Raw genomic sequence first — 24,908 nt, 5'->3', positions numbered from 1 at the left:
GAAGCTTGTGACGATCAGGAGAAGGTGATGCGAACGAACCTTGTACGCTGGACTGTCGCTGCGGCCCTGCTGTGCGGTGTTTCCGGAATTTCCGTGTCGGCGCAGGAGCAGACGGCCTCGCCGCTGGTCCGGCAACTCAACAACGGCAACTGGCTGCCGACCCCCGAGGCGGAAGCGCTGCGCGACGAACTCTTCTACCAGCGCGCCGTGCATGCCTACATGACCATGCTGCCCGCCCTCAACGTCATCGGAATGCGCGATGGATCGGAGGCAGCCTTCGGCAAGGGCTACAACGTCCTGCCGATCTGGAAGGACAGGATGGACGCGCGCGCCTGGGTGCCCACACCCAACGCCGACGTGATCTACTCCATGAACTATCTGGACCTGAAGGAAACCGGGCCGCTCGTCATCGCCGCGCCGCCGAACGTCATCGGCATGTTCACCGACTTCTTCCAGCGCACCATCACCGATGTAGGCGCGGTCGGGCCGGACCGTGCGCGCGGCGGGCTCTATCTGCTCCTGCCGCCTGGCTATGACGGCGAAGTGCCGAAGGGCTACTACACGTTCACGTCGCCGACCAATAACGTCTTCCTGTTCTTCCGCACCATCATGGGCAAGGGCGATGATGGCCCGGACCCTGCGCCCGCCGTCGCACTCGCGGAGCAGACGCGCATCTACCCGCTTTGGGCGTCGGAAAAAGACGTGAAGCCGATGCAGTTTCCGAACGGCAGCGGCAAGCGCATCGACATGATGTACCCGGTCGACAACAGCTTCTGGACCAAGCTGAAGGCCTTCGTCGACTACGAGCCGGTAGCGGCCATCGATCCGGAACTGCGCGGCGTGCTCGCCTCCATCGGCATCGTCAAGGGGCAGCCTTTCAACCCGGACCCGAAGCAGCAGGAACTCCTGAAGAAGGCCGTCGAAACCGCGCCGAAGATGATCCTGGCGCTGCGCCAGCTCGGACGGCCGGATGGGCGCAATCGCTACTACACCGACCGGCAATACGAGAACGTCTGGGGCGGGGCGACGGCTGAATGGCTGCAGGATAGCTATCTCGACGTGAACCAGAGGGCGACCTACTTCCAGGTGGCCTATTCGTCAGCGCCGGCCATGGTCATGCGGACGCTGGATGCCGGATCGAAATATCCGACGACGCTGCGGGATGCGGACGGCGACTTCCTGAACGGCTCGCAGAGCTACAAGCTGCATCTGCCGGCCAACCCGCCCGCCAAGCTGTTCTGGGCCGTGACCGCCTATGACATCACGGACGGCACGATGCCGGAAACGCCGCAGCTTCTCCCCTCGATCAACGCCTTCAACAAGGTCGCGACCAACACGGACGGCTCCGTCGATCTGTGGTTCGGGCCACAGAAGCCGGCCGGCGCGCCGGATGCGAACTTCATCCAGACCGTGCCGGACCGGAATTTCCTGGCGACCGTTCGCCTCTATGGCACCGGGACTGAATTCTACGACCAGACCTGGAAGCCGGACGACCTCGTGAAAGTGAAGTGACGCCCAAGCTTGACGCTTCCATCCCCGTATCAAGGACCGCAACCATGACAAAGGATCTGACGCGCCCCCTGGGCACGACCCGTCGTGACGCAATGCGAGGCAGCCTCGGCGTCACGTCACTCGCGCTTTTGGGCGCACGCGCGGCAGGCGGAGCGGCAATCGCAGTTGGTGCCGCCACGACCGTGGCCATTGGCCCGGCGCATGCGCAACCGGAGTCGGCAGGCCTGACGCAGCCTACGCCAGGAATTGCCATGCAGCCCGGCTATGCGCGGGCATTGGCCCAGACGGCCTATGTCTGGGGGTGGCCGATGGTCAACATGATCAACCGGCGCGCCGCCATCACACAGGCACCGCAACCCGGCCATCTGAACGGCGTCCTGCCGGCCGCGCCGCGCGGACAGATCGCCATGCTCGCCGACTATATCGAGCCGTCCGAAACCTTCGTCACCTGCCCGAACCAGGACGTGGTCTACGGCCTCGGCTTCTTCGATCTCGATACCGAGCCTGTCGTCATCCAGGTGCCCGATTTCGGCGACCGTTTTTGGGTCTACGCACTCTATGACGCCCGCACGGATCAGTTCGGGCGACTTGGAAAGGCCTATGGCTCGACACCGGGCTTCTACCTGCTCGTTGGACCGAACTGGCAGGGGCTAAAGCCGGCTGGGATCACGGAGGTCCTGCGCGCTTCGACCTCGCTCGCCAACGCCATTCCGCGCGTCTTCCAGGACGACACCCCGGAGGACAAGAAGGCGATCCAGGGCGTGATCAACCAGATCGTCGCCTATCCGCTCAAGGACTTTACGGGCGCGGCGAAGACCATCGCATGGAACGCGGTGCCCGATATCCCCGGCCCGAAATCGAGCGGCGAGGAGACGCGATGGGTGGTGCCGGAGAAGTTCTTCGACCAATTCGGCGAGGTGCTCGACATCGTCGCCCCACTGCCGGGCGAGGAGGCGCTCTACCAGCAGTTCCGGCTGCTGCTCGATGCGGCGTCGAAAGACCCGGAGCTGAAGAAGGTTCTGGTCGAGACGGCCGTGAAGACGGAAGAGGACGCCATACGCCCCTTCTTCCTCTGGAAGCACAACGGGCTGCCGGCCGGCAACGGGTGGAACCGCTCCGTCAACAACGCGCAGTACGGCATCGACTATTTCAACCGGACCGCCACGGCCAAGTCGAACATGTTCGAGAACCGGCCGAACGAGACCCAGTATTTCTACACCGATTACGACGCCGATGGCGGCCAGCTCCATGGCGGGACCGGCTACGAAATCACCTTCGCTGCGGGCCAGGAGCCACCCGTGAACGGCTTCTGGTCAGTGACGCTCTACAACGACAAGCACCTCTTCCACGCCAACGACCTGAAGCGCTACTCGCTCGGCACCAAGAACAAGAACCTCAAGCGGAACCCGGACGGCTCGCTGACCCTCTACGCAGGTGCCAAGTCACCCGGGGCCGACAAGGAGACCAACTGGCTTCCGGCGCCGGACGGAGACTTCTCGCTCTACATCCGCGCCTACTGGGGCAAGGAACCGATCCTGAGCGGCTCCTGGCAGCCCCCGAGCATCAAGCGCAGGACGTGACGGGGCGGCGCAACGGGAGGAGCCAAAATGGCTTTCTCCTGTTGTCGCCTTGCCCTAAGCCGAGGTCGCAGCGTCCCGCAGGCCGAGCGGCGTACGTTTCACGCTTTCCTCGGACGGCAGTTGCACCGGCCTTGGCATCCACGGCGAGAAGGGAGTCGAGCGCACGACGCTGAAATCGGCGGATGAACTGGCGGATCGGATCGTTGCGACAATCGTCGGCGATCTTGGCCTGCGGGCCGGCGATCGCGTCGCCCTGCTCGTCAACAATCTCGGCGCGACGCCGATGGAGCTTGCCACTGTCAACCGCCGCGCCCTCGTCGCCTTGCGTGAGCGCAGCATCATCGTCGAGCGCGCCTGGAGCGGCACCTTTCTCTCGGCACTTGAAATGCCGGGCTGCTCTCCGCGCTGAAACTCGACGAGGGCGATCTGGCGCTGCTCGATACTCGATGCTCCGGCACTGGCACAGGCTTGGCTGGGCCCAGGCAGTATCCCCGCCGAACGCGCCATTGTCGTCGCGCCGGCAACCGTCGCCGAGATCTTTTCGGCCACGAGTTCCAACACCGGCGATCCGGAAGCGTTGCGGGCAATCGGGCTTGCCGTCGCCGACGCGCTGGCAGCGGCCGAGCCTTGGCTCATCAGGTTGAAGTCTGCCCGAGCGGCCATGCCCGCTCCTCCACCGGCTCAAGCAGATCCTGTCACCGGGCCCCGATTTATCCGATTGGCGGAGTTGCGCTGCGATCATTCTGACGGCGGTTCAATCAATCAGGGAATATAGGCTAGCTTCGCTGAGGCTCGGCCCTTGAAGGTCCGAAATGGGACCGACATCGGGCTGTCCGCTTGTGGGGCGGTCACAGGCCATAGCTGCCGTCTCCAACCGCAGTCCAACGACAGCTCCCGACTCCAATGAAGCCATTCTCGGCGGTTGCGTCATGGCCCGAAAGTTGCCGTTCGTTCAGGCTCGATGAGGCACGAGCTAGTCCGGCGAAATGCGCAACAGCCTGTCGCGAGACGGGCCGCTGGCCCGTGGCGATCTGTTCGTTGTGATTGCATAGATGGCGCCATCGACCACCGCGATATCACGAACCCGTTCACCCACGTCGATGCCGTCGATCCTTTCGCCGCTCCGCGTAGACAAAATCTCGATGCCGCGGCCACCCAACGCCGCCATGAATAGCTTATCCCCTGAAACGGCAATTCCGGACGGTGCCCAGGTCGAGGTTCCCGAGTGCGTCAGCGGAGGCGTCAGCCCCTCTCGACGTTCGTCACCCTGCGCGAGAGGCCATCCGTAGTTCCCGCCCTTCTCGATCAGGTTGACCTCGTCCAGCGCCGACTGGCCGTGCTCGGCTGCGAACATGCGTCCTGCTTCGTCCCACGCGATGCCCTGCGGATTGCGATGCCCCAGCGTCCAGACCGGGGAACCGGGAAAGGGGTTGTCTCCGGGGATGCCACCGTCCGGCTGGATACGAAGAATTTTGCCTGCGAGGCTCGCGACGTCCTGAGGCGCATCTGGATTCTCGGTCCATCCGGTCGTCACATAAAGCAGCCCGTCGGGGCCGAACTCGATACGACCGCCATTGTAGAGGCGATGACCGGGGATGCCGTCGAGAAGAACGCCGACCTCCCGCCACGCCTCCCCTTCCTGCCGCGCCGCGATCACGCGGTTACCGCTCGCGGTGGAATGATAGAAGTAGGCGGTCCCGGAGATAGCAAAATCCGGCGCCAATGCCATGCCGAGCAGGCCGCGCCCACCGTCCGTTTCGATCGGCTCGGTCGTGATCAGGCTCCCACGGGACATTCGGCCATCTGTCAGGATCAGGACGTTGCCGGCCTTCTCGGTAAGGAAGATGCGGCCGCCGTCGGATGCGATGTTCCAGGGATAGTCCAGCCCTTCGGCGACGACCGTGACGTCGCGGCCTCGGGAATCCTGCGCATGGGTGATGGTCGCGGTGAACGCAGCGATGGTCAGGGCAGCAATGAGTGTCTTCGCGAGCATGGTCGGATTTCCGGTCAGGAATGTCGAATGTTGAAGGACTGCTGCGAGACAATGCCCGCAGCAGTCCACCTGACGGCACCTATGGCCGCAGGGGTCAGTCGCCGAGGTACTGCTCGTCCGTCACCTGCGCCATCCAGGTGACGGCGGTCTCGCCATCAACGCCAGTGACAGCGAGATGGCTCATCGCGTTGACATCGGTCGCGCCGTGCCAGTGCTTCACACCAGGCGGGCACCAGACGACATCGCCGGCCCGGATGACCTGCTTCGGCTCGCCCTCCATCTGCGTCCAGCCCGTGCCCGAAGTGACGACGAGTGTCTGTCCGGTCGGGTGGGTATGCCAGGCCGCACGCGCGCCGGGGGAGAAGGTCACCATCCCGGCAGAGACGTTACGGTGTTCGCTTGCGCCGAAGATCGGCTCCACGACGACATGGCCGGTGAAGAAGTCGGCCGATCCGATCGACGCCGGGCGACCCGCTGCCGTCGAGATTTCCTGCTCGGCGAAGGCAGCGCCTACCGTTGAGGCCAGCGCGAACACAGCGAGAACTAGTTTGGTTTTCATCATGAGTTTCCTTGGTTTCAGACGTAGGCGAGGTATCGACCCGCGATGAGCGCGCCGATCCAGCTCAAGGCCGAGATCGCGCCGGCGGCGCGGGCCGCGCCGGGTGGCTTCTGGTTCCGATCCCAATCATGGACCGATCAGTAGATCCCGAAGTGGAAGACGGCGATGTTGGCTCCCGCCAGCAGGATCAGGCCGAACTTCCAGGGGGCCGCGGCGCTGAAGCCCGCCTGACGAGCGATGCCCGCGAACATGAGCGCGCCGCTGAAGGCAACTGCAGCGAAGCCAGCGTGGCATAGGGGCAGCAGGTTGCGGGTGACGGTGGTTACCGCCACGAGCCGCCCGCCGAGCCCCATGAGCCGCAGGTCCACCGCGATTGCCGGCCCGATGAGAAGAGCGATGCCGAGGATGTGGAGAGCTTCCAGCAACGGGTAGGCCTTGGGGCAGCATCCGGACGGCTTCGCCCAGATCGCTGCGTTCGAGCCAGGCCAGGAATCCCTGCCACCTATCCTGCGACATCGCTTAGTTCGCGGGTTCCGGACGACTTGGGAAGGCCGTCAGCTGCTGCCAGACGCCTTGGCCGTCGGCCAGCCAGAACATGACGGGGCGCAGGTCGTGGGAATCCTCCGAGCCCAGATAGCCGAGGACCTCGATCGTTTCTCCTTCCTCGAGCGCCCGGTTCAGCCCCCAGCGTTCCATCCAGCTCGGTCCGGCCAGTGTCAGGTGGATTTCCGCGTGCTCGCCCGAGTAGGGTCGCGCGGAAGCCATCGTTGCCTGACCGTCTGCCTGATCCGCAGCCGGCGGCAGCGGACGATCGCGGAAGCCATCGGGCAGCGCCGTGGAGCCGACCGAGAGCGTCACTTTCCGAATGCGGGTTGCCCCAGCGCACCGACGTGACCGTTCCGCGGATGTAGTAGGCGCGGGCCGTGTCGAACGAACTCCACCCGTGATGTGCCTGTGCTTGACCGGGTCCAAGCAATGCTATGGAGGCTGCTGCTCCCACCATGAGAAGCGTTGCGACGAGAGCTGCGTAGGCTTGCCTTCTCATCGATGTCACTCCTGTCATTCCGAGGTGGGGCGTGCGTCGAAAACGCTGCGGAACACTGGCATCGCCGAGAAGACCCGCGGCCAGCCGGCATAGAAGGCGAGTTGGGTCAGGGCCTCGGACGCCTCGTCGCGCGTGAGACCGTTGTCCATCGCGCGGCCGAGGTGAAACGGAACCTGCTCCGCCTGCCCCACGGCGACCAGCGCGGTGACGGTGACGAGGCTGCGATCGCGCGCCGCGAGGTCGGAGCGAAGCCAGAGGTCGCGGAACAGGACGTCCCGGGTATAGTCCACCACGCCGATCGAGGTTTCCGCATGATTGGCCTGGACGCCGGCTTCGCGGGCGTCTTCCGCCTCCTGGTTCAGGGGCAATTGTTCCACCTCGGCGCCGGGAAGGCTTTCCGCAGGGATACCGCGCGTCTCGTAGATCGGAGCCAGCGCGTCGGCAGCGGCGGCAGCATTCCCCCAGCCCGCGTAGAAAGCGAGGTGCGTGACGATGCCGGACAGTTCAGAAGGCTTCACGCCGTTGTCCAAGGCGCGGGCAAGCTCTTCCGGCATCAAAGCGGTCTGTTCGCGGGCGATCAGCGTGGCGACCGTGACGATGCTGCGGTCGCGGGCCGACAACCCAGGCCTCTTCCAGAGGTCGCCTTGGACGACAGTCGAGCCGTAGTGCGACAGCGCGGGGACAGCGCTTTCGAACGATGCGTGCTGAGCGTTTGCTGCGCCCGTGACAATGGTGGCTGCTGCCGCCAGTGGTGCGAGGAACTTCATTTTCCGATCTCCTTCGTGTCTGGCACAAGATGGCGATCGCTCGCCCCGAGATCATGGGCAAACACCGATTTCAGTTATGAGCCCAGCTAATAAATAGGATGTCGAGGAAGCTGCGAGGTGCGATGATTGTTGACACAAGTAGCCGCAACCGCTCCACCATTGATGAAGCGATGCCATAGGTCACGATCGAACTGTCTCGAGGAATTAAATGTCCCAGGAAAGCACGCTACGGGAGAACCTCAACGATCTGCTGGCCTTTTCGGTTGTAGCAAGGGAGCGCAACTTTACCCGCGCTGCAGGGCAGCTTGGAATCTCGCAATCGGCACTGAGCCACACAATTCGCGCGCTGGAGGAACGGCTGGGCCTTCGGCTGCTGACACGGACCACGCGGAGCGTATCGGCAACGGCGGCAGGCGAGCGGCTGCTCGCTACCCTCACGCCCAGTCTGGCAGAGATAGAAAACGAGCTGAAGGCGCTTGCCTCGTTTCGCGACACGCCCGCGGGCACCATCCGCCTGACCGCTCCGGACTTTGCCGTGGAAGGGTTACTGTGGCCGAAACTGGCGCCGCTGCTGCGCGCCTTTCCGGACATCAAGCTGGAGATCACGGTGGACTACGCCCTGACGGACATCGCCGCCGATCAGTTTGATGCCGGGGTGAGGTATGGCGGCCGGGTTTCGGAAGGGATGATCGCCATGCGGATCGGTCCCGACGTGAGGTTGCTGTGTGTCGGCACGCCCGGATATTTCGCAAGCCATGGCCAGCCGGAGACCCCGCAGAGCCTTATGTCGCACAACTGCGTCAACGTACGGCTGCCTTCGCATGGCGGGCTTTGGGCCTGGGAGTTCGAGAAAGACGGGCGCGAAACTCGCCTCCGCGTGCCGGGGCAACTGGTGTTCAACTCGATCGGGCCCATGCTGGCTGCTGTTCTGGAGGGTAATGCCATCTGCATGCTGCCGGACTTCTTCGTGGCCCCTTATCTGGCTTCGGGTCAGCTTGTTGCCGTGCTTGAAGATTGGTCCGAGCCGTTCTCAGGCCTGCACATCTTCTATCCCAGCCGCAGGCACGCTTCGCCGGCCTTTTCCCTGCTCCTGGATGCTCTACGATACCGGGAGTGATGGCACACAGCCCGAGGCCGGTTCGCGCTTCGGAGCCATTGATGCACGCCGTTCATGAGACCTTGCAGTCTTGTCCGGGTTATCGGACCGCCGCGTGAATTCTACATAGTCGGGAAAGGTTCGGCACGAGAGCCGGACTTCTGAGCGGCTTACGGCGGGCGCCGGGGCCCCTTGCGCCATCCAGCGCGCTGGCATGCGGAACAGAAGGACAACCGAAATGGTGCTGCAAGAAACTCTGACCCTGCCGAACGGCGTGGCGATCCCGAAACTTGGCCTTGGAACCTGGATGATCGAGGACGGTGCGGCGGCCGAGGCCGTCCAGGCTGCCATCGGCCTCGGCTATCGTCACATCGACACCGCTCAGGCCTATGGCAATGAGCGCGGCGTTGGCGAAGGCATCCGCAAGAGCGGCATCGCCCGCGAAGACATCTTCCTTCAGACCAAGCTGGCGGCCGAAGTGAAGGACTACGAAGGCGCAAAGGCCGCCATCGAAGGCTCGCTGGCCAGGCTCGGCGTCGATCACGTCGACCTCTTCATCATCCACAGCCCGCAGCCATGGAGCCAGTTCGCGGGCGAAGAACGCTTCTTCGACGGCAATCTGGCCGCCTGGAAGGCGCTCGAGGAGGCTTACAAAGCCGGAAAGATACGCGCCATCGGCGTCTCAAATTTCCAGAGCGACGACCTGGCGAACCTATTGGAGCACGCCCGGATCAAGCCGATGATCAATCAGATCCTGGCCCACATCGGCAACACGCCCTTCGACCTGATCGACTACACGACGGCGAACGAAATGCTGGTCGAAGCCTACTCGCCGATCGCGCACAGCAAGATTCTCGACAATGCAAACGTGACTGCCATGGCCGAAAAGTACGGCGTGACGGTCCCGCAGATCTGTATCCGCTACGTGCTGCAACTCGGGATGGTCGCACTTCCGAAGACCAAGACGCCCGCTCACATGAAGACCAACGCGGACCTCGATTTCGCGATCTCGGCCGCCGACATGGAAACACTGAAGGGTATCGGATCGATCGACTACGGCGAGGCAAGCAGGTTTCCCGTGTTCAGCGGGAAGGCGTGAGTTTGGAAGCAGCGCCTTGCGTTGCGACCGCCGGCAGGCTCAGATTCTGGAAGGCTGCCGACAGGTGAAGGACCCCGACAATGAACCGACGCCACCTCATGGCAGCGGCAGCCAGTGCCGCCGTGCTGCCCACCTGGAGCAGCGCCCAGAACGGAACGTCGATGCGCCTTCGCTGCCGATTTGCTGACCAGGACTTCACCTATCGCCTGGTGGACAACGCGACCACGCGTAACCTGATCGCGCTGCTGCCGCTGGACCTCACAATCGAGGACTTCTCGAACAACGAGAAGCTCGCCCATCTGCCGCGCCGCCTGGACGAGGCAGGTCGGCAACCGATCATGGTCGAGGCGGCAGGCGACCTCTGCTATTTCCGCGGCTGGGGCAACCTCGCCTTCTTCCACAGCGGCTATACATACTGGGATGACCTGATCCTTCTAGGCAAGATCGAAGGCGGGGTGGGGTCTCTGTTGGTGAAAGGCCGGCATTCTCTGCGCCTTGAGCTTTTGTCCTGAAAGGACGCGACCATGGAGACCTTTCGTAGTGGGACGGCACCTTCAGCAAAGGGACCCTCCAACTGGTTTACCGGCCAAGTGCGGATCGACCCACTCTTCAATCCGGCCGCCACCGACCGGGTGTAGGGCGCAATCGTCACCTTCGGCTCTCGAACGCGGCAGTCCAACGCGCTGTTTGTCCCTCGCGGGTCGCAAGGCCGTCAGACTTGCCCCAGACGAGGGCTGCCAGCGGATCCGGAGCGCCGCGGGCCTGTACCGTCTCGGCCTCTTCCCAAATGCTGTCGTCGACAGATCGGCTTAAGCGTAAGTCCAGTACCGAGACGTCGAAGTCGGCCGAGGCAGCGCGGACCTCGGCGGCGAATACGTCCCGGAGCCGAGGATGGGGTCGGTAAGGAAGCCACGGACCAATTGATACGAAGCACTTCCCCGGCCTCGCGTGTTGGTCGGACGCAATGCACCACGTTCAATCGGCGCTGAAATCTAGCTTGGCCCCAATAGGCCTTCTACCTCAAGATTAGGAAGGAAGTTGTCTATGAAACTCGGCGCTATTCACACCGCTGCTGGGGTTGAGACGGCATGGAGCCATTCGGCTTCAGGTCTCCAAGCCATTTGGCCCGTCAAAGCGGCAGAAACGGCGAAAGACCTGCCGCGAGTTTAAGCAGATTGGTTTCTTCATGAGCAACCTTCAACAAATCATTCTTTCATAGAAAACCAGTGTTGCGTTCATATCCGTTTGATGAAAAGTTGCCTACAGAGCAACCTTCGGAGGGCGGATGGAACGGTCTTCTACCATCTGTGACGACACGACAGAGTCGGCGGTCGAGGATGTGCCTGCGTCACCGAACGGTTTCAACGTCGGTGCGCGACTGCGCGCATTCCGGCAGCAGAAGAACATTTCGATCGATGCCGTGGCGTTGAAGGCCGGCGTCAGCAAATCCTTCCTCAGCCGCTTCGAGCGCGATCTCGTGCAGGCCTCGATCGCATCGCTCCTGCGCATCTGCGACGCGATCGACGTGAAGCCGGGTGCGATTTTCGATCCGCCGGCGACGAGCTTCGTCAAGGCCGGGCAAGGCGCGCCGATCAATCTCGGCGGTGTCGGCATGCGCGAGCGCATCGTTGGCGGCGTCGGCAACGAACACATGATGACGCTGCATTCCGTGATCGACCCGGGCGGTGGGTCCGGCCCCGAGGCCTATGCCATACGCGCCGATCTCGACCTCGTCCACGTCATCAGCGGTGAACTCGACATCTCCGTCGGCGGCGAGGACTACCACATGACCTCCGGCGACACGCTGAGTTTCGACCCGAAGATTCCGCACACCTGGCGAAACCCGTCCGCGAGCGAGCCCTGCGTCACGCTCTGGATGATCGTGCCGCCCCCGGCCTGACCGGCCTTCCAAGCCTTTCGTTGAGTCCGCCCATGCAGAAGCTCCACATCACCGACATTCACAAGCGCTTTGGCGATACCGAAGTCCTGAAGGGCATCGGCGTCGACGCCGCGGCGGGCGACGTCATCTCGATCATCGGCTCTTCCGGGTCGGGCAAGAGTACGTTCCTGCGCTGCATCAACATGCTGGAGCGTCCCAACAGCGGCTCGATCTGCGTCAACGGCGAGGTCCTGGACCTCGTGGCCGACCGCCGCGACGGAACCCTGCGCGCGAAAAGCGCCAGCCAGCTGCAGCGCATTCGCTCGCGCCTCGCCATGGTGTTCCAGAACTTCTGCCTCTGGTCGCATATGAGCGTCCTCGACAACGTGACCGAGGCCCCCGTCAGCGTGCTCGGCGTATCCCGCAAGGAAGCGGTGGAGCGCGCCAAGGCCAATCTCGCCAAGGTCGGCATGAAGCCCGACACCTACGAGCGCTATCCCTCGCAGCTTTCCGGCGGCCAGCAGCAGCGCGTCGCAATCGCCCGCGCGCTGACCATGGATCCCGACGTGATGCTCTTCGACGAGCCGACTTCGGCACTCGATCCCGAACTCGTCGGCGAGGTGCTGCGTGTCATGCAGACTCTCGCCGAGGAAGGCAGGACCATGATCGTCGTCACGCACGAGATGGGTTTTGCGCGCCATCTCTCCTCGAAGGTCATGTTCCTGCACGAGGGGCGCGTCGAGGAGGAAGGCTCGCCCGAGGCCGTGTTCGGCAATCCGGAGAGCCCGCGCCTACGACAGTTTCTGGCAGGTCGCCTTCAGTCCTGAACCATCGCCGCGCCGATTGCGGCTCACGAGATTTCGGCGCCAGGGCCCGGCGCCGGATGCAATGAAAAATAACCCTTTCAGAGAACGAGACTTCCCATGACGAAACTTTCTACCCTCTTTCTCGGCGGCTTCATCGCTCTGGCTTCGCTCTCGCCGGCGATCGCCGAGCAGGTGACGATCGCAACCGACGCCACCTTCCCGCCGTTCGAGTCCGTCGACGCGGACGGCAAGCTCGTCGGCTACGACATTGATCTGATGAGCGCCGTCTGCAAGGCGGCTGAACTCGACTGCAACATTATTGCCGCCGCCTGGGAAGGCATGATCCCCGGGCTTACCGCCGGCAAGTATGACGCGCTGATCTCGCAGCTGACCGTCACCGACGCGCGCCGCAAGATCATCGCCTTCAGCGACATCTATTCGCATCCGACGTTCCGCTTCGTCGCCAAGAAGGGCGCCGATCTCGACATCAGCCCAGACGGGCTTGCCGGCAAGATCGTCGCCGTCCAGACCGGCACCCCGATGGACGCCTTCGTCACCAAGACGTTCCCGAAGGCGACAATCAAGCGCTACGACGGCGGCAGCGCCCCCTATCTGGAGCTCACCGCCGGACGCGCCGATCTCCACATGAGCTACGAGGCGCAGATCACGCACGCCTTCCTCAACGGCGACAATGCCGAGAAATTCGAGCTCGTCGGCCCGCAATATACCGGCAAGGATGCGCCGGAGTTCGGTGAGGGCGTCGCGATCGCGATCAACCGCCGCAACGCCGACCTCCTCGCGAAAATCAACGCCGGCCTCGCCAAGATCCGGGAGAACGGCGAGCTCGCGGCGATCGACGCCAAGTATTTCGGCAAAAACTAGGGCTGATCGATGCTCGGCGGCTATGTCGTATCCGTGCTGGCGGCGGGGTGGATCACCCTGTCGCTGGCCTTCGTATCCCTGATACTGGCCGTCGTGATCGGCATCGCGGCAGCGCTCGCCAGGCTTTCACGCTCGCGGGTGCTGCGCGTCACCGCCACGCTCTACACCTCCGTGGTCCGAGGCATCCCGGACCTCGTCATGATGCTTCTCGTCTTCTATTCGCTACCCGCGCTGCTCAGCCAGGCAGCGCAGGATTGGGGCTACGACGTCTATATCGAGTTCAGCCCATTCGGGGCGGGGGCTGCGACGCTCGGGCTCATCTTCGGCGCCTATATGGCCGAGACCTTTCGCGGCGCCCTGATGAACATTCCCAAGGGCCAGCTCGAGGCTGCCGAAGCCTATGGGCTCGGACGATTCCGCATCTTCTGGCGCATCCTGCTGCCGCAAATGATGCGCCTCGCGCTGCCCGGCTTCACCAACAACTGGCTGGTGCTCGCCAAGGCGACCGCGCTCGTTTCGCTGCTCGGCCTCCAGGATGTCATGTTCCGGGCCAGGGGGGCGGCGGAGGCGACGGCCAAGCCGTTCACCTTCTACCTGCTCGCCGGCGGATTCTATCTCGCGATCACCGCCATTTCGCTCTTCATCCTTTCCCGCGCTGCCAAGCGCTACGAGCTTGGCGTGAAGGAACTTGCCCGATGAACTGGGATATCATCGCCGAAAATCTCGGCTTCTATGCCCAGGGCGCGAAGTTGACGGTGATCCTCACCGTCGTCTCGCTCGCCATCTCTTTCGTTGTGGCGATGCCGCTGGCGCTGGGGCGCAATTCGCACAACGCGTTCCTGCGCAATGCGATCGCTCTTTATACGTTGGTGTTTCGCGGCACGCCGCTCCTTGTCCAGCTGTTCCTGATCTATTACGGGCTCGCGCAGTTCGATCTCGTGCGCGAAAGCCTCCTTTGGCCGTGGCTGTCGAGCGCGCTCGTCTGCGTCATCCTGACCTTCGTCCTGAACACGACGGCCTATACGACGGAGATCTTCGCGGGCAGCCTCCGACATCTGCCGGTGGGGGAGATCGAGGCGGCGCGTGCCTACGGCATGTCGCCCTTCACGCGGGCGCGGCGCATTCTTCTGCCAGCCATGCTGACGCGCTCGCTGACGCTCTACGGCAACGAAACGGTAATGATGCTCCACGCGACGTCGCTCGCCAGCACCGTGACGCTGCTGGAAGTCACCGGCGTTGCCCGCAACATCGCGCTGAACCACTACATCATGTTCGAGCCCTACGTGACGGCGGCCGCGATCTATCTCGTGCTGACGCTCGTGCTCGTGCTGCTTTTCCAGTTCGCCCAGCACCGCTGGGCCGGCTACCTCCAGGCGCGGCTCTGACCGCGCGCTTTCCAGCAAGGATCATCCTTCCATGAACCAGAAGCCCGATCTCGGCGCCCTGTTCGGCGCGGGCGAAACCTCGACCTTCCTCGGCCTCGACGCTTGCGACGACCTCTCCGCTCTGGACGCGCCGATCGCCATCCTCGGCGTTCCCTGCGCGACGCCCTACCGCTCCGTCGGTGCATATTGCCGCAACGCGCCGGACGCGCTGCGCCGCGCGACGGCATCGCTGACGGCCAATCTCGAACGCCACGACTTCGACAGCGGCGGCCAGGTCTTCCCCGAGCGGCGCCTTCGCGCGGTGGATTGCGGCGACCTTCCCTTCGACGAAGCGGACGGAGCCGCCAATCGCGACGCGATCCGCGGCGCGGTGCGCACGATCCTGGAGCGGAACGCCGTGCCCGTGCTTCTCGGCGGCGACGATTCCATCCCGATCCCGATGCTTCAGGCGATCGGCGACATGGCCGGCGACCGGAAGTTCACCATTCTCCAGATCGACGCTCATATCGACTGGCGCGAAACGCATATGGACGAGCGGATGGGTCTCTCCTCCACCATGCGCCGCGCTTCCGAGATGGAGCATATCGAGCGCATCGTGCAGGTCGGCGCGCGGGGCATCGGCTCGGCCGCGACGAGCGACTACGAGGATGCCCTGAAATGGGGTGTGTCCTTCGTTCCGGCGCGCGAACTCCATCGTTCGGGCGTCCAGAAGGCGCTGGACCTCATTCCCGAGGGAAGCGACATCATCGTCTGCGTCGATGCCGACGCGATGGACCCGTCGCTGGTTCCGGGCGTCATTGGCCGCTCGCCCGGCGGCCTCACCTATGACGAAATCACCGACCTCATCCGGGGCGCGGCGGCGCGCGGTCGGATCGCGGCGGTCGACTTCGTGGAGTTCATGCCGGAGCGCGACGTCGACGGCATCGGCGCCCTGACCTTCGCGCGCGTCATCACGACGGCGCTCGGCCTGATCGCCCGCCAGAAGGCCTGATCAGCCTTCATCGTCATTCCTCTGAACGGCCTCCCGCGTACCCGCGCGGGAGGCCGTTTCGCGTTCAGACCGAGCTGAGGAGAATGCTCGTCTCGCTGTTGAGAATGCCGTCGATCTGGCGGACCTCGCGCAACACACGGTCGAAATCGTGGAGCGAGGAAGCGCGGATTTCCGCGATCAGATCCCAGCTTCCGTTCGTTGTGTGGAGCGAATGAAGCTCCGGCATGCCGCGCAGGCGCTTGATGATCGCCGTGGTCGACTTGCCCGCCACCTCGATCATCATCACCGCGCGGATTGCGTTGGCGTCATGATCCTGCCGCACGCGTACCGTGAAGCCGAGCAGCGCGCCGCTATCCAGAAGGCGGTCGATCCGCGCCTGCACCGTGCCGCGCGTGACGCCCAGAATGTCGGCAAGCTTGGACACGGGCGCGCGTCCGTCACTGCGCAGGACGTCGATCATCCTTCGATCGAGTTCGTCGAGCTGATACATGCAAAACGTCCGAAACATACTGACAATCTGCGTAGCATAGCACGCATCTTTTGCCATTATTGACATTTCTACCGGCATTTTGCTCGCCTATGCTGGGGTCTTTCCAGCCTTCCCCCAGCCTTCTGAATCGAGTGACATGAGCGGTTTCGCAGCCCAGGCGCCATCCGGCGTCGTGATGATCCGTCCCCACCATTTCACGCCCAATCCCGAAACGGCGGCGGACAACGTCTTCCAATCGGCGGACGGCTTTCGTACGCGCGGCGAGATCGCGGAGGCGGCCTTCGACGAGGTAACTCGCATGGCCGGGCGCCTGCGCGAAGCCGGCGTCACCGTCCATCTCTTCGAGGACGAGAGCACGGCGACGCCGGACTCGGTCTTTCCGAATAACTGGTTCTCGACCCATGCCGGCGGGCATGTCGCGATCTATCCGATGTTCAATCCGAGCCGGCGCCGCGAGCGACGCTCCGACGTCATCGAGATGCTGAAGCAGCGCTACCGCGTACAGGACGTCATCGACTATTCCGGCCTCGAGCCCGACCATGTCTTCCTGGAAGGCACGGGCGCGATGGTGTTCGACCATATCGGTCGCATCGCCTATGCGGCGCGCTCGAACCGCACCAACGAGGTCGCGCTGGAGCGCTTCTGCACGCATTTCAACTTCGAGCCCATGCTGTTCGAAGCCGCCGATGCGAATGGCGCGAAGATCTACCACACCAACGTCATCATGTGCGTCGGCACCGAAATCGCGCTGGTCGGGCTCGACACGGTCGTTGGAGACGCGCGCCGGGCCGAAATCCGCGAGCGGCTGGAGGAAACCGGGCGCATCGTCGTGCCGCTGAGCCACGCGCAGATCGGCGAGTTCGCCGGCAACGCGCTCGAACTGCGCGGCAGCAGGGGGCGGTTTCTCGCGATCTCATCACGCGCCGCCGCCTCGCTGACGCCGGAGCAGCGCGAGAGCATTGAAGCCGTCACGCCCCTGCTTGCCCTCGACGTTCCGACGGTCGAACTCGCGGGTGGTTCGGTGCGCTGCATGCTTGCCGGCATCCATCTCGCCGCGCGTTCCGGGCCGGCGGCTTCGTTCGCCTGACCTTCCGAAAGTGGAGACGAAAGTCATGAATCCCAAGCTGAACGTCGTTCCCTTCGTGAGCGTCGACCACATGATGAAGCTCGTGCTGTCGATCGGCATCGAGCGCTTCCTTCTCGAGCTCTGCGCCTATGTCGAGGACGACTTCCGGCGCTGGGAAAGCTTCGACAAGGTGGCGCGCGTCGCCGCCCATTCGCCCGACGGGGTCATCGAGTTGATGCCGACATCCGATGGCGCGGCCTACGGGTTCAAATATGTCAACGGCCACCCGAAGAACACGCGCGACGGTCGCCAGACCGTGACTGCCTTCGGCGTCATGGCGGATGTCGCGAACGGCTATCCTGTTCTCCTTACCGAAATGACGATCCTGACCGCGCTTCGCACCGCCGCGACCTCCGCCGTCGCCGCCCGGCACCTGGCGCCGAAGGGCGCCCGGACCATGGCGATCATCGGCAACGGCGCGCAGGCCGAGTTCCAGGCTCTGGCGATGAGGGCGCTGATCGGTGTCGATCGCTTGCGCCTGTACGACATCGATCGTGCGGCCAGCGAAAAATGCCGACTTAACCTCCAGGGCTTCGGCTTCGACATTGCGATCTGCGAAGGGACGGAGGAAGCAGTACAAGGCGCCGAGATCGTCACCACCGTCACGGCCGACAAGCAGTGCGCGACGATCCTCACCGACAATCTCGTCGGCGCGGGAATCCATATCAACGCGGTCGGCGGCGACTGTCCGGGCAAGACCGAGCTTCAGGCTGCCATTCTACGACGCGCCGACATCTTCGTGGAATACCCGCCGCAGACGCGCATCGAGGGCGAGATCCAGCAGCTCTCGCCCGACCACCCGGTGACGGAGCTCTGGCGCGTCATTGTCGGCGAAGCACAGGGCAGAACCGACGGGCGGCAAATTACCCTTTTCGACTCCGTCGGCTTCGCCACCGAGGACTTCTCGGCCCTGCGCTATGTCCGCGACAAGCTGACGGGTACGGCCTTCTACGAAGAACTCGACCTTCTCGCCGATCCTGACGACCCCCGCGACCTCTTTGGCATGCTGCTGCGTGCGGCTGCGTAAGGCGCCCGCCTTTGGATGCTTCCTCCGCAGATGCGGACAGGCGACTTTCCACTCCACTCCATTCTGCCGCTAGCGAACGCGAGAATGTTCGGCGCATCGGCCGGAAGATGCGACTTCGCGGCAAGGGGTTGGGCAGCTTGACACTGACTGATGGCAAAAGGGCCGGAGGCGGAATGACCGATTTCACGCAGGACCAGCGCACAAGCGGGCTTTCGATGATGATCCCAAATCGGTCCGAATGTCAGCCGCTCAACCTCACTTGGAGGCCTGGAAAGGCTTTAAGGGTTGCGGCGCGATGGCAACCCCAGGGTGCACCGGTAGCGCCGCTATGACTCTGCTCACGCCATTATTTGCTCAAGTCGGTGTTTGCGCTTTTCCCAATCAGGGAAGACTCGATCCAACAGTTCGAAGAACTCTGGCCCGAGATGCGGCACGGCGATGTGGCAGAGTTCATGCGTGACGACGTACCCGCCGCATTCGTGGGTGGAGCTGTCATCGCTCTCGTCGCGGCCGTCGTCGCTTGGCGATATGTCAGCCCTCGATCGGAATCAACTGCCGCTGACGCTCGCGAAGCAGCGCTCCCATCATCATAGGTCCTTCCCTTTCGGCACATCGACAGGTGCCAACAACCCGGAAGCAGAAACAGGCAAGTTTGGAGGAGGATCGGGCGAGTGGGCAGTGATCGTGGGGGTTAACTTCGTCTCACACCAAACACGAAGGAGTGAGAGATGAAGATCGCCATCGTGACCGGCGGCATGGCATCATCGTCGCCTACAACAACAACCCGCGATCGGCCGATTACTGTCGTCAGCGCGATCATCGCCAAGGGCGGCAAGGCCATGGCGCTGAAGCTCGACGTCGGCAACAGCCGCTGGTTTTGCGAATTTCGCGAGGCTGTCAGCACGCAACTGCGGTCGATGGCGCCGACGAAATGGCCGACATCGTGCTCGGCTTCGACGATGTCGACGCGTATGTCGCCACCGACACCTATTTCGGCGCAACTTGTGGACGCTATGGCAATAGCATCCGGGACGGGCGCTTTTCACTTGGCGGCGAAGAGATCCAGCTTCGCGCAACAATCACCTCCATCCCAAGCTTTGAACCGCGCCAGCACGTTTTGAATTGACGGCTTGCGGAAAGAATGAAAACGCTTTCATAGGAGAATTCGTACCTTCGACGCCAAGAGACTTCAGGGAAGAAAATGCTGCTCAACGGAATCCGCATCGTCAGCTTCTGCCATTTCCTGCAAGGTCCGGCGGGCGCGCAATATCTGGCCGACATGGGCGCCGATGTGATCAAGGTCGAGCCGGTCGATGGCGCCCATGAGCGGCGCTGGTCGGGAGCGGATGTGTTCGTCGAAGGGATCAGCGGCTTCTATCTCTGCGCCAATCGCAACAAGCGCTCGATCGGCATCGATCTGAAGAGCGAGGAAGGCCGCGAGGTCGCTCGCCGTTTGATCGCCGGCGCCGATGTCGTCATGGAGAATTTCCGTCCCGGCGTCTTCGCCAAGCTCGGCTTCGGCGAGGACGAACTGCGCGCCATCAACCCGACGCTGATCTACGCATCCGCCTCCGGCTTCGGTTCCACCGGACCGATGGCGCACATGCCGGGACAGGACATCCTCATGCAGGCGCGATCCGGCCTGATCGGCGTGACGGGAACGCCGGACCGTGCGCCCACCCCGGTCGGCGCCGCCATCGTCGACCAGCATGGCGGCGCCCTGCTTGCCATGGGCATCCTCGGCGCACTGGTCCGCCGCCTGCGCGACGGCGTCGGCACGCGGGTGGAGGCGAGCCTGCTTAATTCCGGCCTCGACCTGCAGGGCGAGGCGCTGGTCAATTTCTTCGCCGGCGGGATGACGCGCGATATCCTGCAGCGCGAATCCAATCTGGCAACCTGGTTCCACGCAGCTCCTTACGGCGTCTATCCGACCCTTGACGGCCATATCGTCATCTCGCTCTGCGACGCCACCGTGCTCGCCAATGCGCTCGACAGCGACGCGCTGCGCGAGATCGCCGGCAACGACCGCTACAAGGAGCGCGACGAATATGCCCGCCGCTTGCGTGTAGCGACGGCCTGCTTTTCGCGCGAACAGCTTGGACAAAAGCTCGACGCCAGTTCGATCTGGTGGGCGCCGATCAACTTCTACGACGAATTGCTCGACGATCCGCAGATCCAGCACGCCCAGATCTTCCGCGAGATCACCGTGCGCGGCCGCACCGTACATCTGGTCAATCATCCCAACCGCTATGACGGCGAGGTGCCGGAACTTCGCGTCCTGGCGCTCGAAATCGGCGAACACACGCGCGAGATCATGGGTGAACTTGGCTATCACGACGACGAGGTCGAGCGGTTGGTCGTCTCGCGCGCCGTCGCGGCCTCACGCCAGGCTAGCGACGATCTGCGGCTGACCGCCTGATGCCGGCTTAGCCGCGCGCACGGTAAGCTGCAAAAGCGCTTTCAAGAGCTTCCGCCAGATCGGCATGACATCGCCGGTTCGGCTGGGCGGGTGACGCCATCCGCCGTGGAAGGCCGACCCGGGGTGATCCGTCTAGATGCTGGCGACGAAGCGCGCCACGGTGGGCAGGAGGGCCTCGGGCATTTCCCGGTGCGGGATGTGGCCGCAGCCGGGCAGGATCAGCCGCTCGGCAGGCCCGGTCACATGGTCCATGATCTCGTCGACCTGGCGCAGCGTTCCGTGCTCGTCGTCCGCGCCCTGGATGACCAGAACGGGGCAACGGATGGTGGACAGGCGTTCGACCATGCTCCAGTTCTCCCGGCCCGGCGCCTGCCAGAAATCGACCCAGCGGCGGAACATCGGCTGGAGATGACGCGGGTGATGGCGCGCCAGCTTCCCGGCCAGTTCGCCAGCCTCGAACTCGACCCGCAACGCGTCGATGCCGCCAGTCTCCGCCACCTCGGAAAATACATGGCCGGCTTCGCTGACCAGACCGGCGAGCCGATCTGGCGCATTGGCCGCGAACATCAGCGCAATCGTTCCGCCATCGCTGTGGCCATAGAGCACCGGACGCTCGACACCCAGCGCATCGAGCAGGGCCGGAAGGCACGATCGCGCTTCCGCCTCGAGGAAGTCGGCCTCCCCAGCCGAGGGAAAATCGGAGCGGCCATAGCCGAGCCGATCATAAGCAAAGACCCGGCAGCGGGTCGCTTCGGCAAGCTGCAGCGGAAAAGCCCCCCATTGGGTGATCGAGCCCAGCCCCTGATGCAGCAGAACGATATCCCTGCTGCCGGCGACGGTTTCCGGCGTGATGCTGGCGACCTGGATGGTGACGCCGAGCACGGTGACGGCGCGGCTCTCCTGGCGAAACGACACGTCCGTCATGCCCAGACGGCGGCGGCGCGGCTGCTGCGCTTGCGTAATACGGGAGCCACGACAGGTCCGGTCGACGCACGGACGACCAACGTCGCTTCCAGTTGCGCGCTCATCGGGATTGGCTCGCCTTCGATGATGCGGATCAGGTGATCGGCGCGCGTCGATCCGGGTGACGGCGGCTCGGCCTTTCCCTTGGCATGCGACGGCAATTTCTTGTCGGAATTATCCATGTCGGGACTCTGTAGCAGATGCCTGAACGCCGCAAGCGATGCCAGTCCACGGCTCAGCGGTTTTGTAAACCGCTGAGCCGATGTGGAGCGTCAGGCGACAGCCGTCGACCGGGTGAGCCGGCTCTGCAGGATCACAACGACAAACAGGAAGCCGCCGCTCATGAAGCGTCGAGCCCCCCGCTAACCCTGACGCATCATCAGGGCTTTGACGGCTGGCATAACGAGCAATCGGCGAGACCCACGCGGGCTCGCCGATTTCTTCTCATCGGATCGCCGCCTCGGTCTTGCTATCGAAGAAGTGAATCGCCTTGGGGTCGACCCAGAACGGCGCGTGCTCATGCAACTTGAGTTCCGTTTCCGGCGCAATGCGGGACGCCATAATCAGCGTATCCGCCACCTTCGTGCCCACAACCAGTTCCGAACCCAATTGCTCGGTCACAGTCAACTCCCCGCGGAAGGTGGTACCGAGATCCTCCGCCGGTGCGCCGAGATGGATATGCTCCGGCCGGATGCCGAGGATGACGGAGCGATTGCCGTGGCCCGATAGGCTGGCGACCTGGCGCTCCGGCACGGCGATGGAGAGATCCTTGGCAACGGCGCGGGTGCGCCCACCTTCCTCGATGAGATCGACGTTGATGAAGTTCATCGCCGGCGAACCCATGAAGCTCGCGACGAAGCGGTTCTTTGGCCGATTGTAGATATCGAGCGGCGTACCGACCTGCTGGATATAGCCGTCCTTCATCACGACAACGCGGTCGCCCAGCGTCATCGCCTCGACCTGATCATGGGTCACGTAGATCGAGGTAGTGGCCACGCGCTCGCGCAGGGCCTTCAACTCGATCCGCATCTGCGCCCTGAGCTTGGCGTCGAGGTTCGACAGCGGTTCGTCGAACAGGAACACCTGCGGATGGCGCACGATGCAGCGTCCCAGCGCCACGCGCTGCTGCTGGCCGCCCGAAAGCTGGAACGGCTTGCGGGAGAGCAGCGGCGCGAGGCCGAGGATGTTGGTCGCGTGCTCGACCTCCTTCTTGATCGTCGCCTCGTCGACCCGGCGGTTGCGCAGGCCGAAGGCGAGATTGTCGTAGACGGTCATGTGCTGGTAGAGCGCGTAGTTCTGGAACACCATCGCGATGTCGCGATCCTTCGGCGGCAGGTCGTTGACGACCTTGTTGCCGATCTGGATCGTGCCGGACGAGATGGATTCCAGCCCCGCCACCATGCGCAGCGTCGTCGACTTGCCGCAGCCGGACGGCCCGACCAGCACCACGAACTCGTTGTCGGCGATCGTCAGACTGACGTCATGGACAACCGGATGGCTGCCATAGGCCTTGCCGACACTCTTCAGGATAACTTCAGCCATAGCGGCCTCCAGAAACTGAGGGAATTACATCCGCAGGCCGCGAATGACGTATTTCTGCCCGAAGATCGTCACCAGCAGCGCCGGCAGCATCGCCAGCACGGCGGTCGCGCTCATCAGGTTCCATTCCGTCCCGGTCTCGGTGACGAACTGGGCCATGGTCGAGGTGATCATCGGCGTGCGCTGGCCGGTCAGGATCAGCGCGAACAGGAACTCGTTCCAGGTCCAGAGCCAGGACAGGATCGACAGCGCCGCGATGCCCGGCATGGCCGAGGGCAGCGCCACCCGGCGGAAGGCGCCCCAGCGGGTGCAGCCGTCGATCAGCGCCGCATGCTCCATCGACGGATTGATGCTGTCGAAGAAGCCTTTCATCAGCCACGAGAAGAAGCAGACATGTACGGCGATGTGCGGCAGCAGCAGGCCGAGATAGGTGTCGTAGATCCTCAGATTCGTGGTGACGAGATAGAGCGGCAGCACGAAGGAGATGTAGGGAACCGTGCGGAACACGTAGATCGTCGCGAACCACGTCTTCTGGATCCGGCCCGTGAAGCGCGACAGCATGTAACCGCTGCCGACCGTCACACCCAGCGAGACGACGGTCGCCAGCGTCGCCATGACGAAGCTGTTGAACATCGCATGCAGGATCTGCGGCTGCTGCAGTACCTCGACATAGTTCTGGAGGGTGAATTCGGTGCCGCGCCAGATGTAGTAGATGCCGGATGCCGGGCGGATCGACGTGACGATCAGGATCGCCACCGGGGCGATAAAGATCATCAGCACCGCGACGATGACAAGGCCGATGAACACGCGCCAGGCGCCCGGCGCAAACCGCTCGAACATGGTCGGGCCCGGCCTCGCGATGGGGAGGGTGAAGGGTTCAACAGTCATCGAGACACCTCCATCAGGCGATTGACGAGCTTGTAGAGGCCAATGCCGACGACGAGCATGATCAAGGCGCCAAGGCCTGCCGCCGCGGCGCCCTTGCCGTAATCGAGATGCACGAAGGCCTCGACATAGGCGTAAACGCTGAACACCTCGGTTTCGCGCGCCGGACCGCCGCCGGTCAGGATCCAGACCTGGTCGAAGGTGCGGAAGGCGTCGATGGAGCGGATCAGGACGCAGACGATGATCACCGGCTTCAGCATCGGGAGCGTGATGTGGGTGAAGGTCCTCCACTTGCCCGATGCGTCGATCTGCGCCGCCTCGAATGGCTCGCGAGGCAGGCCCTGCAAAGCGGCGAGAATAATGATCGTGAACCACGGCGCCCAGATCCAGACATCCGTCAGGATGATCAGCGAGAAGCTTGGCCACTTATCCGAGAGCCAGCCGATTTCCGGAAAGCCAAGGACGCTCAACAGGTTGGTTATGACCCCAAACTGATCGTTGAACGACCAGCGGATCATCGTGGCTGTTATCACCGGCGCCACCGTCAGCGGCAGCAGGATCACCGTGCGGACGACGGGGCGGCCGAAAAACGGCTTGTTCAGAAGCAGCGCCAGCCCGAGGCCCGAGGCCAGCGATAGCACCACCGAGGACACCATCAGCATGAAGGTGTTGGGCAGCACGGTATAGAGGAAGACGGGATCGCTCAGGACGTCCCTGTAGTGCTTAAGGCCGATCCAGGTTTTGGCGGGGTTGACCAGGGACCAGTCGCGGAAGCTCGCATTCATGCCGATGAAGATCGGGATGATCTGGAAACAGACGAGCACCAGCGCTGCGGGGGCGACGAGAAGGAGCATGAAGCGCTCCC

Annotated in this window: 28 protein-coding genes and 1 pseudogene; 15 read left to right on the top strand and 14 right to left on the bottom strand. The window is 63.6% G+C overall.

The window, feature by feature from the left end:
- The first annotated feature begins 27 nt into the window (after nt 1-27).
- Nucleotides 28-1,512 carry a DUF1254 domain-containing protein gene (locus OSH12_RS23130; protein ID WP_266345997.1) on the top strand — a complete coding sequence of 495 codons (1,485 nt, stop codon included), beginning with the start codon at nt 28-30 and terminating at the stop codon, nt 1,510-1,512.
- Between the two features lie 44 nt (nt 1,513-1,556).
- Nucleotides 1,557-3,092 (top strand): DUF1254 domain-containing protein, encoded by a 1,536-nt coding sequence (locus OSH12_RS23125; protein ID WP_266345996.1) that lies wholly within the window; start codon nt 1,557-1,559, stop codon nt 3,090-3,092.
- A gap of 54 nt (nt 3,093-3,146) precedes the next feature.
- Here OSH12_RS23125 and OSH12_RS26330 read toward each other — a convergent pair whose 3' ends face one another.
- The 7 genes and pseudogenes from OSH12_RS26330 to OSH12_RS23095 form a co-directional block, all read right to left on the bottom strand.
- On the bottom strand, nt 3,147-3,755 hold the full coding sequence (locus tag OSH12_RS26330; protein ID WP_266345995.1) for a hypothetical protein: 609 nt from the start codon (nt 3,753-3,755) through the stop codon (nt 3,147-3,149).
- 310 nt (nt 3,756-4,065) lie between these two features.
- The gene (locus OSH12_RS23115; RefSeq protein ID WP_266345994.1) at nt 4,066-5,085 is read right to left on the bottom strand and encodes a PQQ-dependent sugar dehydrogenase; all 1,020 of its coding nucleotides are present in this window, start codon (nt 5,083-5,085) and stop codon (nt 4,066-4,068) included.
- Nucleotides 5,086-5,179: 94 nt separating this feature from the next.
- Entirely contained in the window at nt 5,180-5,647 is a 468-nt protein-coding gene (locus OSH12_RS23110; RefSeq protein ID WP_266345993.1) for a (R)-mandelonitrile lyase, read from the bottom strand.
- 134 nt (nt 5,648-5,781) lie between these two features.
- Nucleotides 5,782-6,069, bottom strand: a complete 288-nt coding sequence (locus tag OSH12_RS23105; RefSeq protein ID WP_266345992.1) for a hypothetical protein — start codon at nt 6,067-6,069, stop codon at nt 5,782-5,784.
- Nucleotides 6,070-6,163: 94 nt separating this feature from the next.
- Nucleotides 6,164-6,502 (bottom strand): hypothetical protein, encoded by a 339-nt coding sequence (locus OSH12_RS23100; RefSeq protein ID WP_266345991.1) that lies wholly within the window; start codon nt 6,500-6,502, stop codon nt 6,164-6,166.
- Between the two features lie 16 nt (nt 6,503-6,518).
- Nucleotides 6,519-6,647 (bottom strand): annotated as a pseudogene (locus tag OSH12_RS26280) (hypothetical protein); the annotation flags it as partial.
- A 56-nt stretch (nt 6,648-6,703) separates the two neighbouring features.
- Complete coding sequence (locus OSH12_RS23095; RefSeq protein WP_266345990.1) at nt 6,704-7,456, bottom strand: carboxymuconolactone decarboxylase family protein; 753 nt, start codon at nt 7,454-7,456, stop codon at nt 6,704-6,706.
- 208 nt (nt 7,457-7,664) lie between these two features.
- Between OSH12_RS23095 and OSH12_RS23090 the strand changes: the two genes are divergently transcribed.
- The 9 genes from OSH12_RS23090 (at nt 7,665) to OSH12_RS23045 (ending at nt 15,594) form a co-directional block, all read left to right on the top strand.
- On the top strand, nt 7,665-8,573 hold the full coding sequence (locus tag OSH12_RS23090) for a LysR family transcriptional regulator (protein WP_266345989.1): 909 nt from the start codon (nt 7,665-7,667) through the stop codon (nt 8,571-8,573).
- A 217-nt stretch (nt 8,574-8,790) separates the two neighbouring features.
- Nucleotides 8,791-9,651, top strand: a complete 861-nt coding sequence (locus OSH12_RS23085; protein WP_266345988.1) for an aldo/keto reductase — start codon at nt 8,791-8,793, stop codon at nt 9,649-9,651.
- An 80-nt stretch (nt 9,652-9,731) separates the two neighbouring features.
- Nucleotides 9,732-10,163 carry a cyclophilin-like fold protein gene (locus OSH12_RS23080; protein ID WP_266345987.1) on the top strand — a complete coding sequence of 144 codons (432 nt, stop codon included), beginning with the start codon at nt 9,732-9,734 and terminating at the stop codon, nt 10,161-10,163.
- A gap of 773 nt (nt 10,164-10,936) precedes the next feature.
- Nucleotides 10,937-11,551, top strand: coding sequence for a helix-turn-helix domain-containing protein (locus tag OSH12_RS23070; RefSeq protein ID WP_266345986.1), 615 nt, complete (start codon nt 10,937-10,939; stop codon nt 11,549-11,551).
- A 32-nt stretch (nt 11,552-11,583) separates the two neighbouring features.
- Nucleotides 11,584-12,357 carry an ABC transporter ATP-binding protein gene (locus tag OSH12_RS23065; RefSeq protein WP_266345985.1) on the top strand — a complete coding sequence of 258 codons (774 nt, stop codon included), beginning with the start codon at nt 11,584-11,586 and terminating at the stop codon, nt 12,355-12,357.
- A 96-nt stretch (nt 12,358-12,453) separates the two neighbouring features.
- Nucleotides 12,454-13,218 (top strand): transporter substrate-binding domain-containing protein, encoded by a 765-nt coding sequence (locus OSH12_RS23060; RefSeq protein ID WP_266345984.1) that lies wholly within the window; start codon nt 12,454-12,456, stop codon nt 13,216-13,218.
- A gap of 9 nt (nt 13,219-13,227) precedes the next feature.
- The gene (locus tag OSH12_RS23055; protein WP_266345983.1) at nt 13,228-13,917 is read left to right on the top strand and encodes an ABC transporter permease; all 690 of its coding nucleotides are present in this window, start codon (nt 13,228-13,230) and stop codon (nt 13,915-13,917) included.
- A complete protein-coding gene (locus tag OSH12_RS23050; RefSeq protein ID WP_266345982.1) occupies nt 13,914-14,603 on the top strand; it encodes an ABC transporter permease in 690 nt (229 codons plus the stop codon). Before OSH12_RS23055 ends, OSH12_RS23050 begins: the two co-directional genes overlap by 4 nt.
- 31 nt (nt 14,604-14,634) lie before the next feature.
- Nucleotides 14,635-15,594 (top strand): arginase family protein, encoded by a 960-nt coding sequence (locus OSH12_RS23045; protein WP_266345981.1) that lies wholly within the window; start codon nt 14,635-14,637, stop codon nt 15,592-15,594.
- A 64-nt stretch (nt 15,595-15,658) separates the two neighbouring features.
- On the opposite strand, the gene OSH12_RS23040 is transcribed toward OSH12_RS23045, so the two are convergent.
- Nucleotides 15,659-16,084, bottom strand: coding sequence for an Lrp/AsnC family transcriptional regulator (locus tag OSH12_RS23040; RefSeq protein WP_201402995.1), 426 nt, complete (start codon nt 16,082-16,084; stop codon nt 15,659-15,661).
- A gap of 136 nt (nt 16,085-16,220) precedes the next feature.
- Between OSH12_RS23040 and ctlX the strand changes: the two genes are divergently transcribed.
- Together ctlX and OSH12_RS23030 are read left to right on the top strand one after the other, a co-directional pair.
- Nucleotides 16,221-17,171, top strand: coding sequence for a citrulline utilization hydrolase CtlX (gene ctlX / locus OSH12_RS23035; RefSeq protein ID WP_266345980.1), 951 nt, complete (start codon nt 16,221-16,223; stop codon nt 17,169-17,171).
- Between the two features lie 25 nt (nt 17,172-17,196).
- The gene (locus tag OSH12_RS23030) at nt 17,197-18,237 is read left to right on the top strand and encodes an ornithine cyclodeaminase (protein ID WP_266345979.1); all 1,041 of its coding nucleotides are present in this window, start codon (nt 17,197-17,199) and stop codon (nt 18,235-18,237) included.
- Nucleotides 18,238-18,575: 338 nt separating this feature from the next.
- Here OSH12_RS23030 and OSH12_RS26275 read toward each other — a convergent pair whose 3' ends face one another.
- On the bottom strand, nt 18,576-18,767 hold the full coding sequence (locus tag OSH12_RS26275) for a M48 metallopeptidase family protein (RefSeq protein WP_380225742.1): 192 nt from the start codon (nt 18,765-18,767) through the stop codon (nt 18,576-18,578).
- Between the two features lie 401 nt (nt 18,768-19,168).
- On the opposite strand from OSH12_RS26275, the gene OSH12_RS23020 reads away from it, so the two are divergent.
- Both OSH12_RS23020 and OSH12_RS23015 read left to right on the top strand, forming a co-directional pair.
- Nucleotides 19,169-19,363: an aldose epimerase family protein gene (locus OSH12_RS23020; protein WP_266346029.1), complete on the top strand. Its 195-nt coding sequence runs from the start codon at nt 19,169-19,171 to the stop codon at nt 19,361-19,363.
- Nucleotides 19,364-19,438: 75 nt separating this feature from the next.
- Nucleotides 19,439-20,656: a CaiB/BaiF CoA transferase family protein gene (locus OSH12_RS23015; RefSeq protein ID WP_266345977.1), complete on the top strand. Its 1,218-nt coding sequence runs from the start codon at nt 19,439-19,441 to the stop codon at nt 20,654-20,656.
- A 132-nt stretch (nt 20,657-20,788) separates the two neighbouring features.
- Here the strand turns inward: OSH12_RS23015 and OSH12_RS23010 are convergent, their stop codons facing one another.
- From OSH12_RS23010 to OSH12_RS22990, 5 genes are all read right to left on the bottom strand, one after another.
- Nucleotides 20,789-21,571, bottom strand: a complete 783-nt coding sequence (locus OSH12_RS23010) for an alpha/beta fold hydrolase (RefSeq protein WP_266345976.1) — start codon at nt 21,569-21,571, stop codon at nt 20,789-20,791.
- A 5-nt stretch (nt 21,572-21,576) separates the two neighbouring features.
- Nucleotides 21,577-21,801, bottom strand: a complete 225-nt coding sequence (locus OSH12_RS23005; RefSeq protein WP_266345975.1) for a hypothetical protein — start codon at nt 21,799-21,801, stop codon at nt 21,577-21,579.
- 262 nt (nt 21,802-22,063) lie between these two features.
- Nucleotides 22,064-23,161: an ABC transporter ATP-binding protein gene (locus OSH12_RS23000; protein ID WP_266345974.1), complete on the bottom strand. Its 1,098-nt coding sequence runs from the start codon at nt 23,159-23,161 to the stop codon at nt 22,064-22,066.
- Nucleotides 23,162-23,185: 24 nt separating this feature from the next.
- Complete coding sequence (locus tag OSH12_RS22995) at nt 23,186-24,046, bottom strand: carbohydrate ABC transporter permease (RefSeq protein ID WP_266345973.1); 861 nt, start codon at nt 24,044-24,046, stop codon at nt 23,186-23,188.
- On the bottom strand, nt 24,043-24,897 hold the full coding sequence (locus OSH12_RS22990) for a carbohydrate ABC transporter permease (RefSeq protein WP_266345972.1): 855 nt from the start codon (nt 24,895-24,897) through the stop codon (nt 24,043-24,045). The genes OSH12_RS22995 and OSH12_RS22990 overlap by 4 nt, the downstream gene beginning before the upstream one ends.
- Nucleotides 24,898-24,908: the final 11 nt, after the last annotated feature.

It is taken from the genome of Kaistia terrae, assembly GCF_026344005.1.
Classification (GTDB): domain Bacteria; phylum Pseudomonadota; class Alphaproteobacteria; order Rhizobiales; family Kaistiaceae; genus Kaistia; species Kaistia terrae.
This window is presented reverse-complemented; position numbering and strand designations above follow the sequence as displayed.

What these genes read in the sequence shown, in the direction of transcription:
- OSH12_RS23130 (WP_266345997.1), top strand. Translation starts at nt 28, where the DNA reads ATGCGAACGAACCTTGTACGCTGGACTGTCGCTGCGGCCCTGCTGTGC.
- OSH12_RS23125 (WP_266345996.1), top strand. Translation starts at nt 1,557, where the DNA reads ATGACAAAGGATCTGACGCGCCCCCTGGGCACGACCCGTCGTGACGCA.
- OSH12_RS26330 (WP_266345995.1), bottom strand. Translation starts at nt 3,755, where the DNA reads ATGGCCGCTCGGGCAGACTTCAACCTGATGAGCCAAGGCTCGGCCGCT.
- OSH12_RS23115 (WP_266345994.1), bottom strand. Translation starts at nt 5,085, where the DNA reads ATGCTCGCGAAGACACTCATTGCTGCCCTGACCATCGCTGCGTTCACC.
- OSH12_RS23110 (WP_266345993.1), bottom strand. Translation starts at nt 5,647, where the DNA reads ATGATGAAAACCAAACTAGTTCTCGCTGTGTTCGCGCTGGCCTCAACG.
- OSH12_RS23095 (WP_266345990.1), bottom strand. Translation starts at nt 7,456, where the DNA reads ATGAAGTTCCTCGCACCACTGGCGGCAGCAGCCACCATTGTCACGGGC.
- OSH12_RS23090 (WP_266345989.1), top strand. Translation starts at nt 7,665, where the DNA reads ATGTCCCAGGAAAGCACGCTACGGGAGAACCTCAACGATCTGCTGGCC.
- OSH12_RS23085 (WP_266345988.1), top strand. Translation starts at nt 8,791, where the DNA reads ATGGTGCTGCAAGAAACTCTGACCCTGCCGAACGGCGTGGCGATCCCG.
- OSH12_RS23080 (WP_266345987.1), top strand. Translation starts at nt 9,732, where the DNA reads ATGAACCGACGCCACCTCATGGCAGCGGCAGCCAGTGCCGCCGTGCTG.
- OSH12_RS23070 (WP_266345986.1), top strand. Translation starts at nt 10,937, where the DNA reads ATGGAACGGTCTTCTACCATCTGTGACGACACGACAGAGTCGGCGGTC.
- OSH12_RS23065 (WP_266345985.1), top strand. Translation starts at nt 11,584, where the DNA reads ATGCAGAAGCTCCACATCACCGACATTCACAAGCGCTTTGGCGATACC.
- OSH12_RS23060 (WP_266345984.1), top strand. Translation starts at nt 12,454, where the DNA reads ATGACGAAACTTTCTACCCTCTTTCTCGGCGGCTTCATCGCTCTGGCT.
- OSH12_RS23055 (WP_266345983.1), top strand. Translation starts at nt 13,228, where the DNA reads ATGCTCGGCGGCTATGTCGTATCCGTGCTGGCGGCGGGGTGGATCACC.
- OSH12_RS23050 (WP_266345982.1), top strand. Translation starts at nt 13,914, where the DNA reads ATGAACTGGGATATCATCGCCGAAAATCTCGGCTTCTATGCCCAGGGC.
- OSH12_RS23045 (WP_266345981.1), top strand. Translation starts at nt 14,635, where the DNA reads ATGAACCAGAAGCCCGATCTCGGCGCCCTGTTCGGCGCGGGCGAAACC.
- OSH12_RS23040 (WP_201402995.1), bottom strand. Translation starts at nt 16,084, where the DNA reads ATGTATCAGCTCGACGAACTCGATCGAAGGATGATCGACGTCCTGCGC.
- ctlX (WP_266345980.1), top strand. Translation starts at nt 16,221, where the DNA reads ATGAGCGGTTTCGCAGCCCAGGCGCCATCCGGCGTCGTGATGATCCGT.
- OSH12_RS23030 (WP_266345979.1), top strand. Translation starts at nt 17,197, where the DNA reads ATGAATCCCAAGCTGAACGTCGTTCCCTTCGTGAGCGTCGACCACATG.
- OSH12_RS23020 (WP_266346029.1), top strand. Translation starts at nt 19,169, where the DNA reads ATGGCCGACATCGTGCTCGGCTTCGACGATGTCGACGCGTATGTCGCC.
- OSH12_RS23015 (WP_266345977.1), top strand. Translation starts at nt 19,439, where the DNA reads ATGCTGCTCAACGGAATCCGCATCGTCAGCTTCTGCCATTTCCTGCAA.
- OSH12_RS23005 (WP_266345975.1), bottom strand. Translation starts at nt 21,801, where the DNA reads ATGGATAATTCCGACAAGAAATTGCCGTCGCATGCCAAGGGAAAGGCC.
- OSH12_RS23000 (WP_266345974.1), bottom strand. Translation starts at nt 23,161, where the DNA reads ATGGCTGAAGTTATCCTGAAGAGTGTCGGCAAGGCCTATGGCAGCCAT.
- OSH12_RS22995 (WP_266345973.1), bottom strand. Translation starts at nt 24,046, where the DNA reads ATGACTGTTGAACCCTTCACCCTCCCCATCGCGAGGCCGGGCCCGACC.
- OSH12_RS22990 (WP_266345972.1), bottom strand. Translation starts at nt 24,897, where the DNA reads ATGCTCCTTCTCGTCGCCCCCGCAGCGCTGGTGCTCGTCTGTTTCCAG.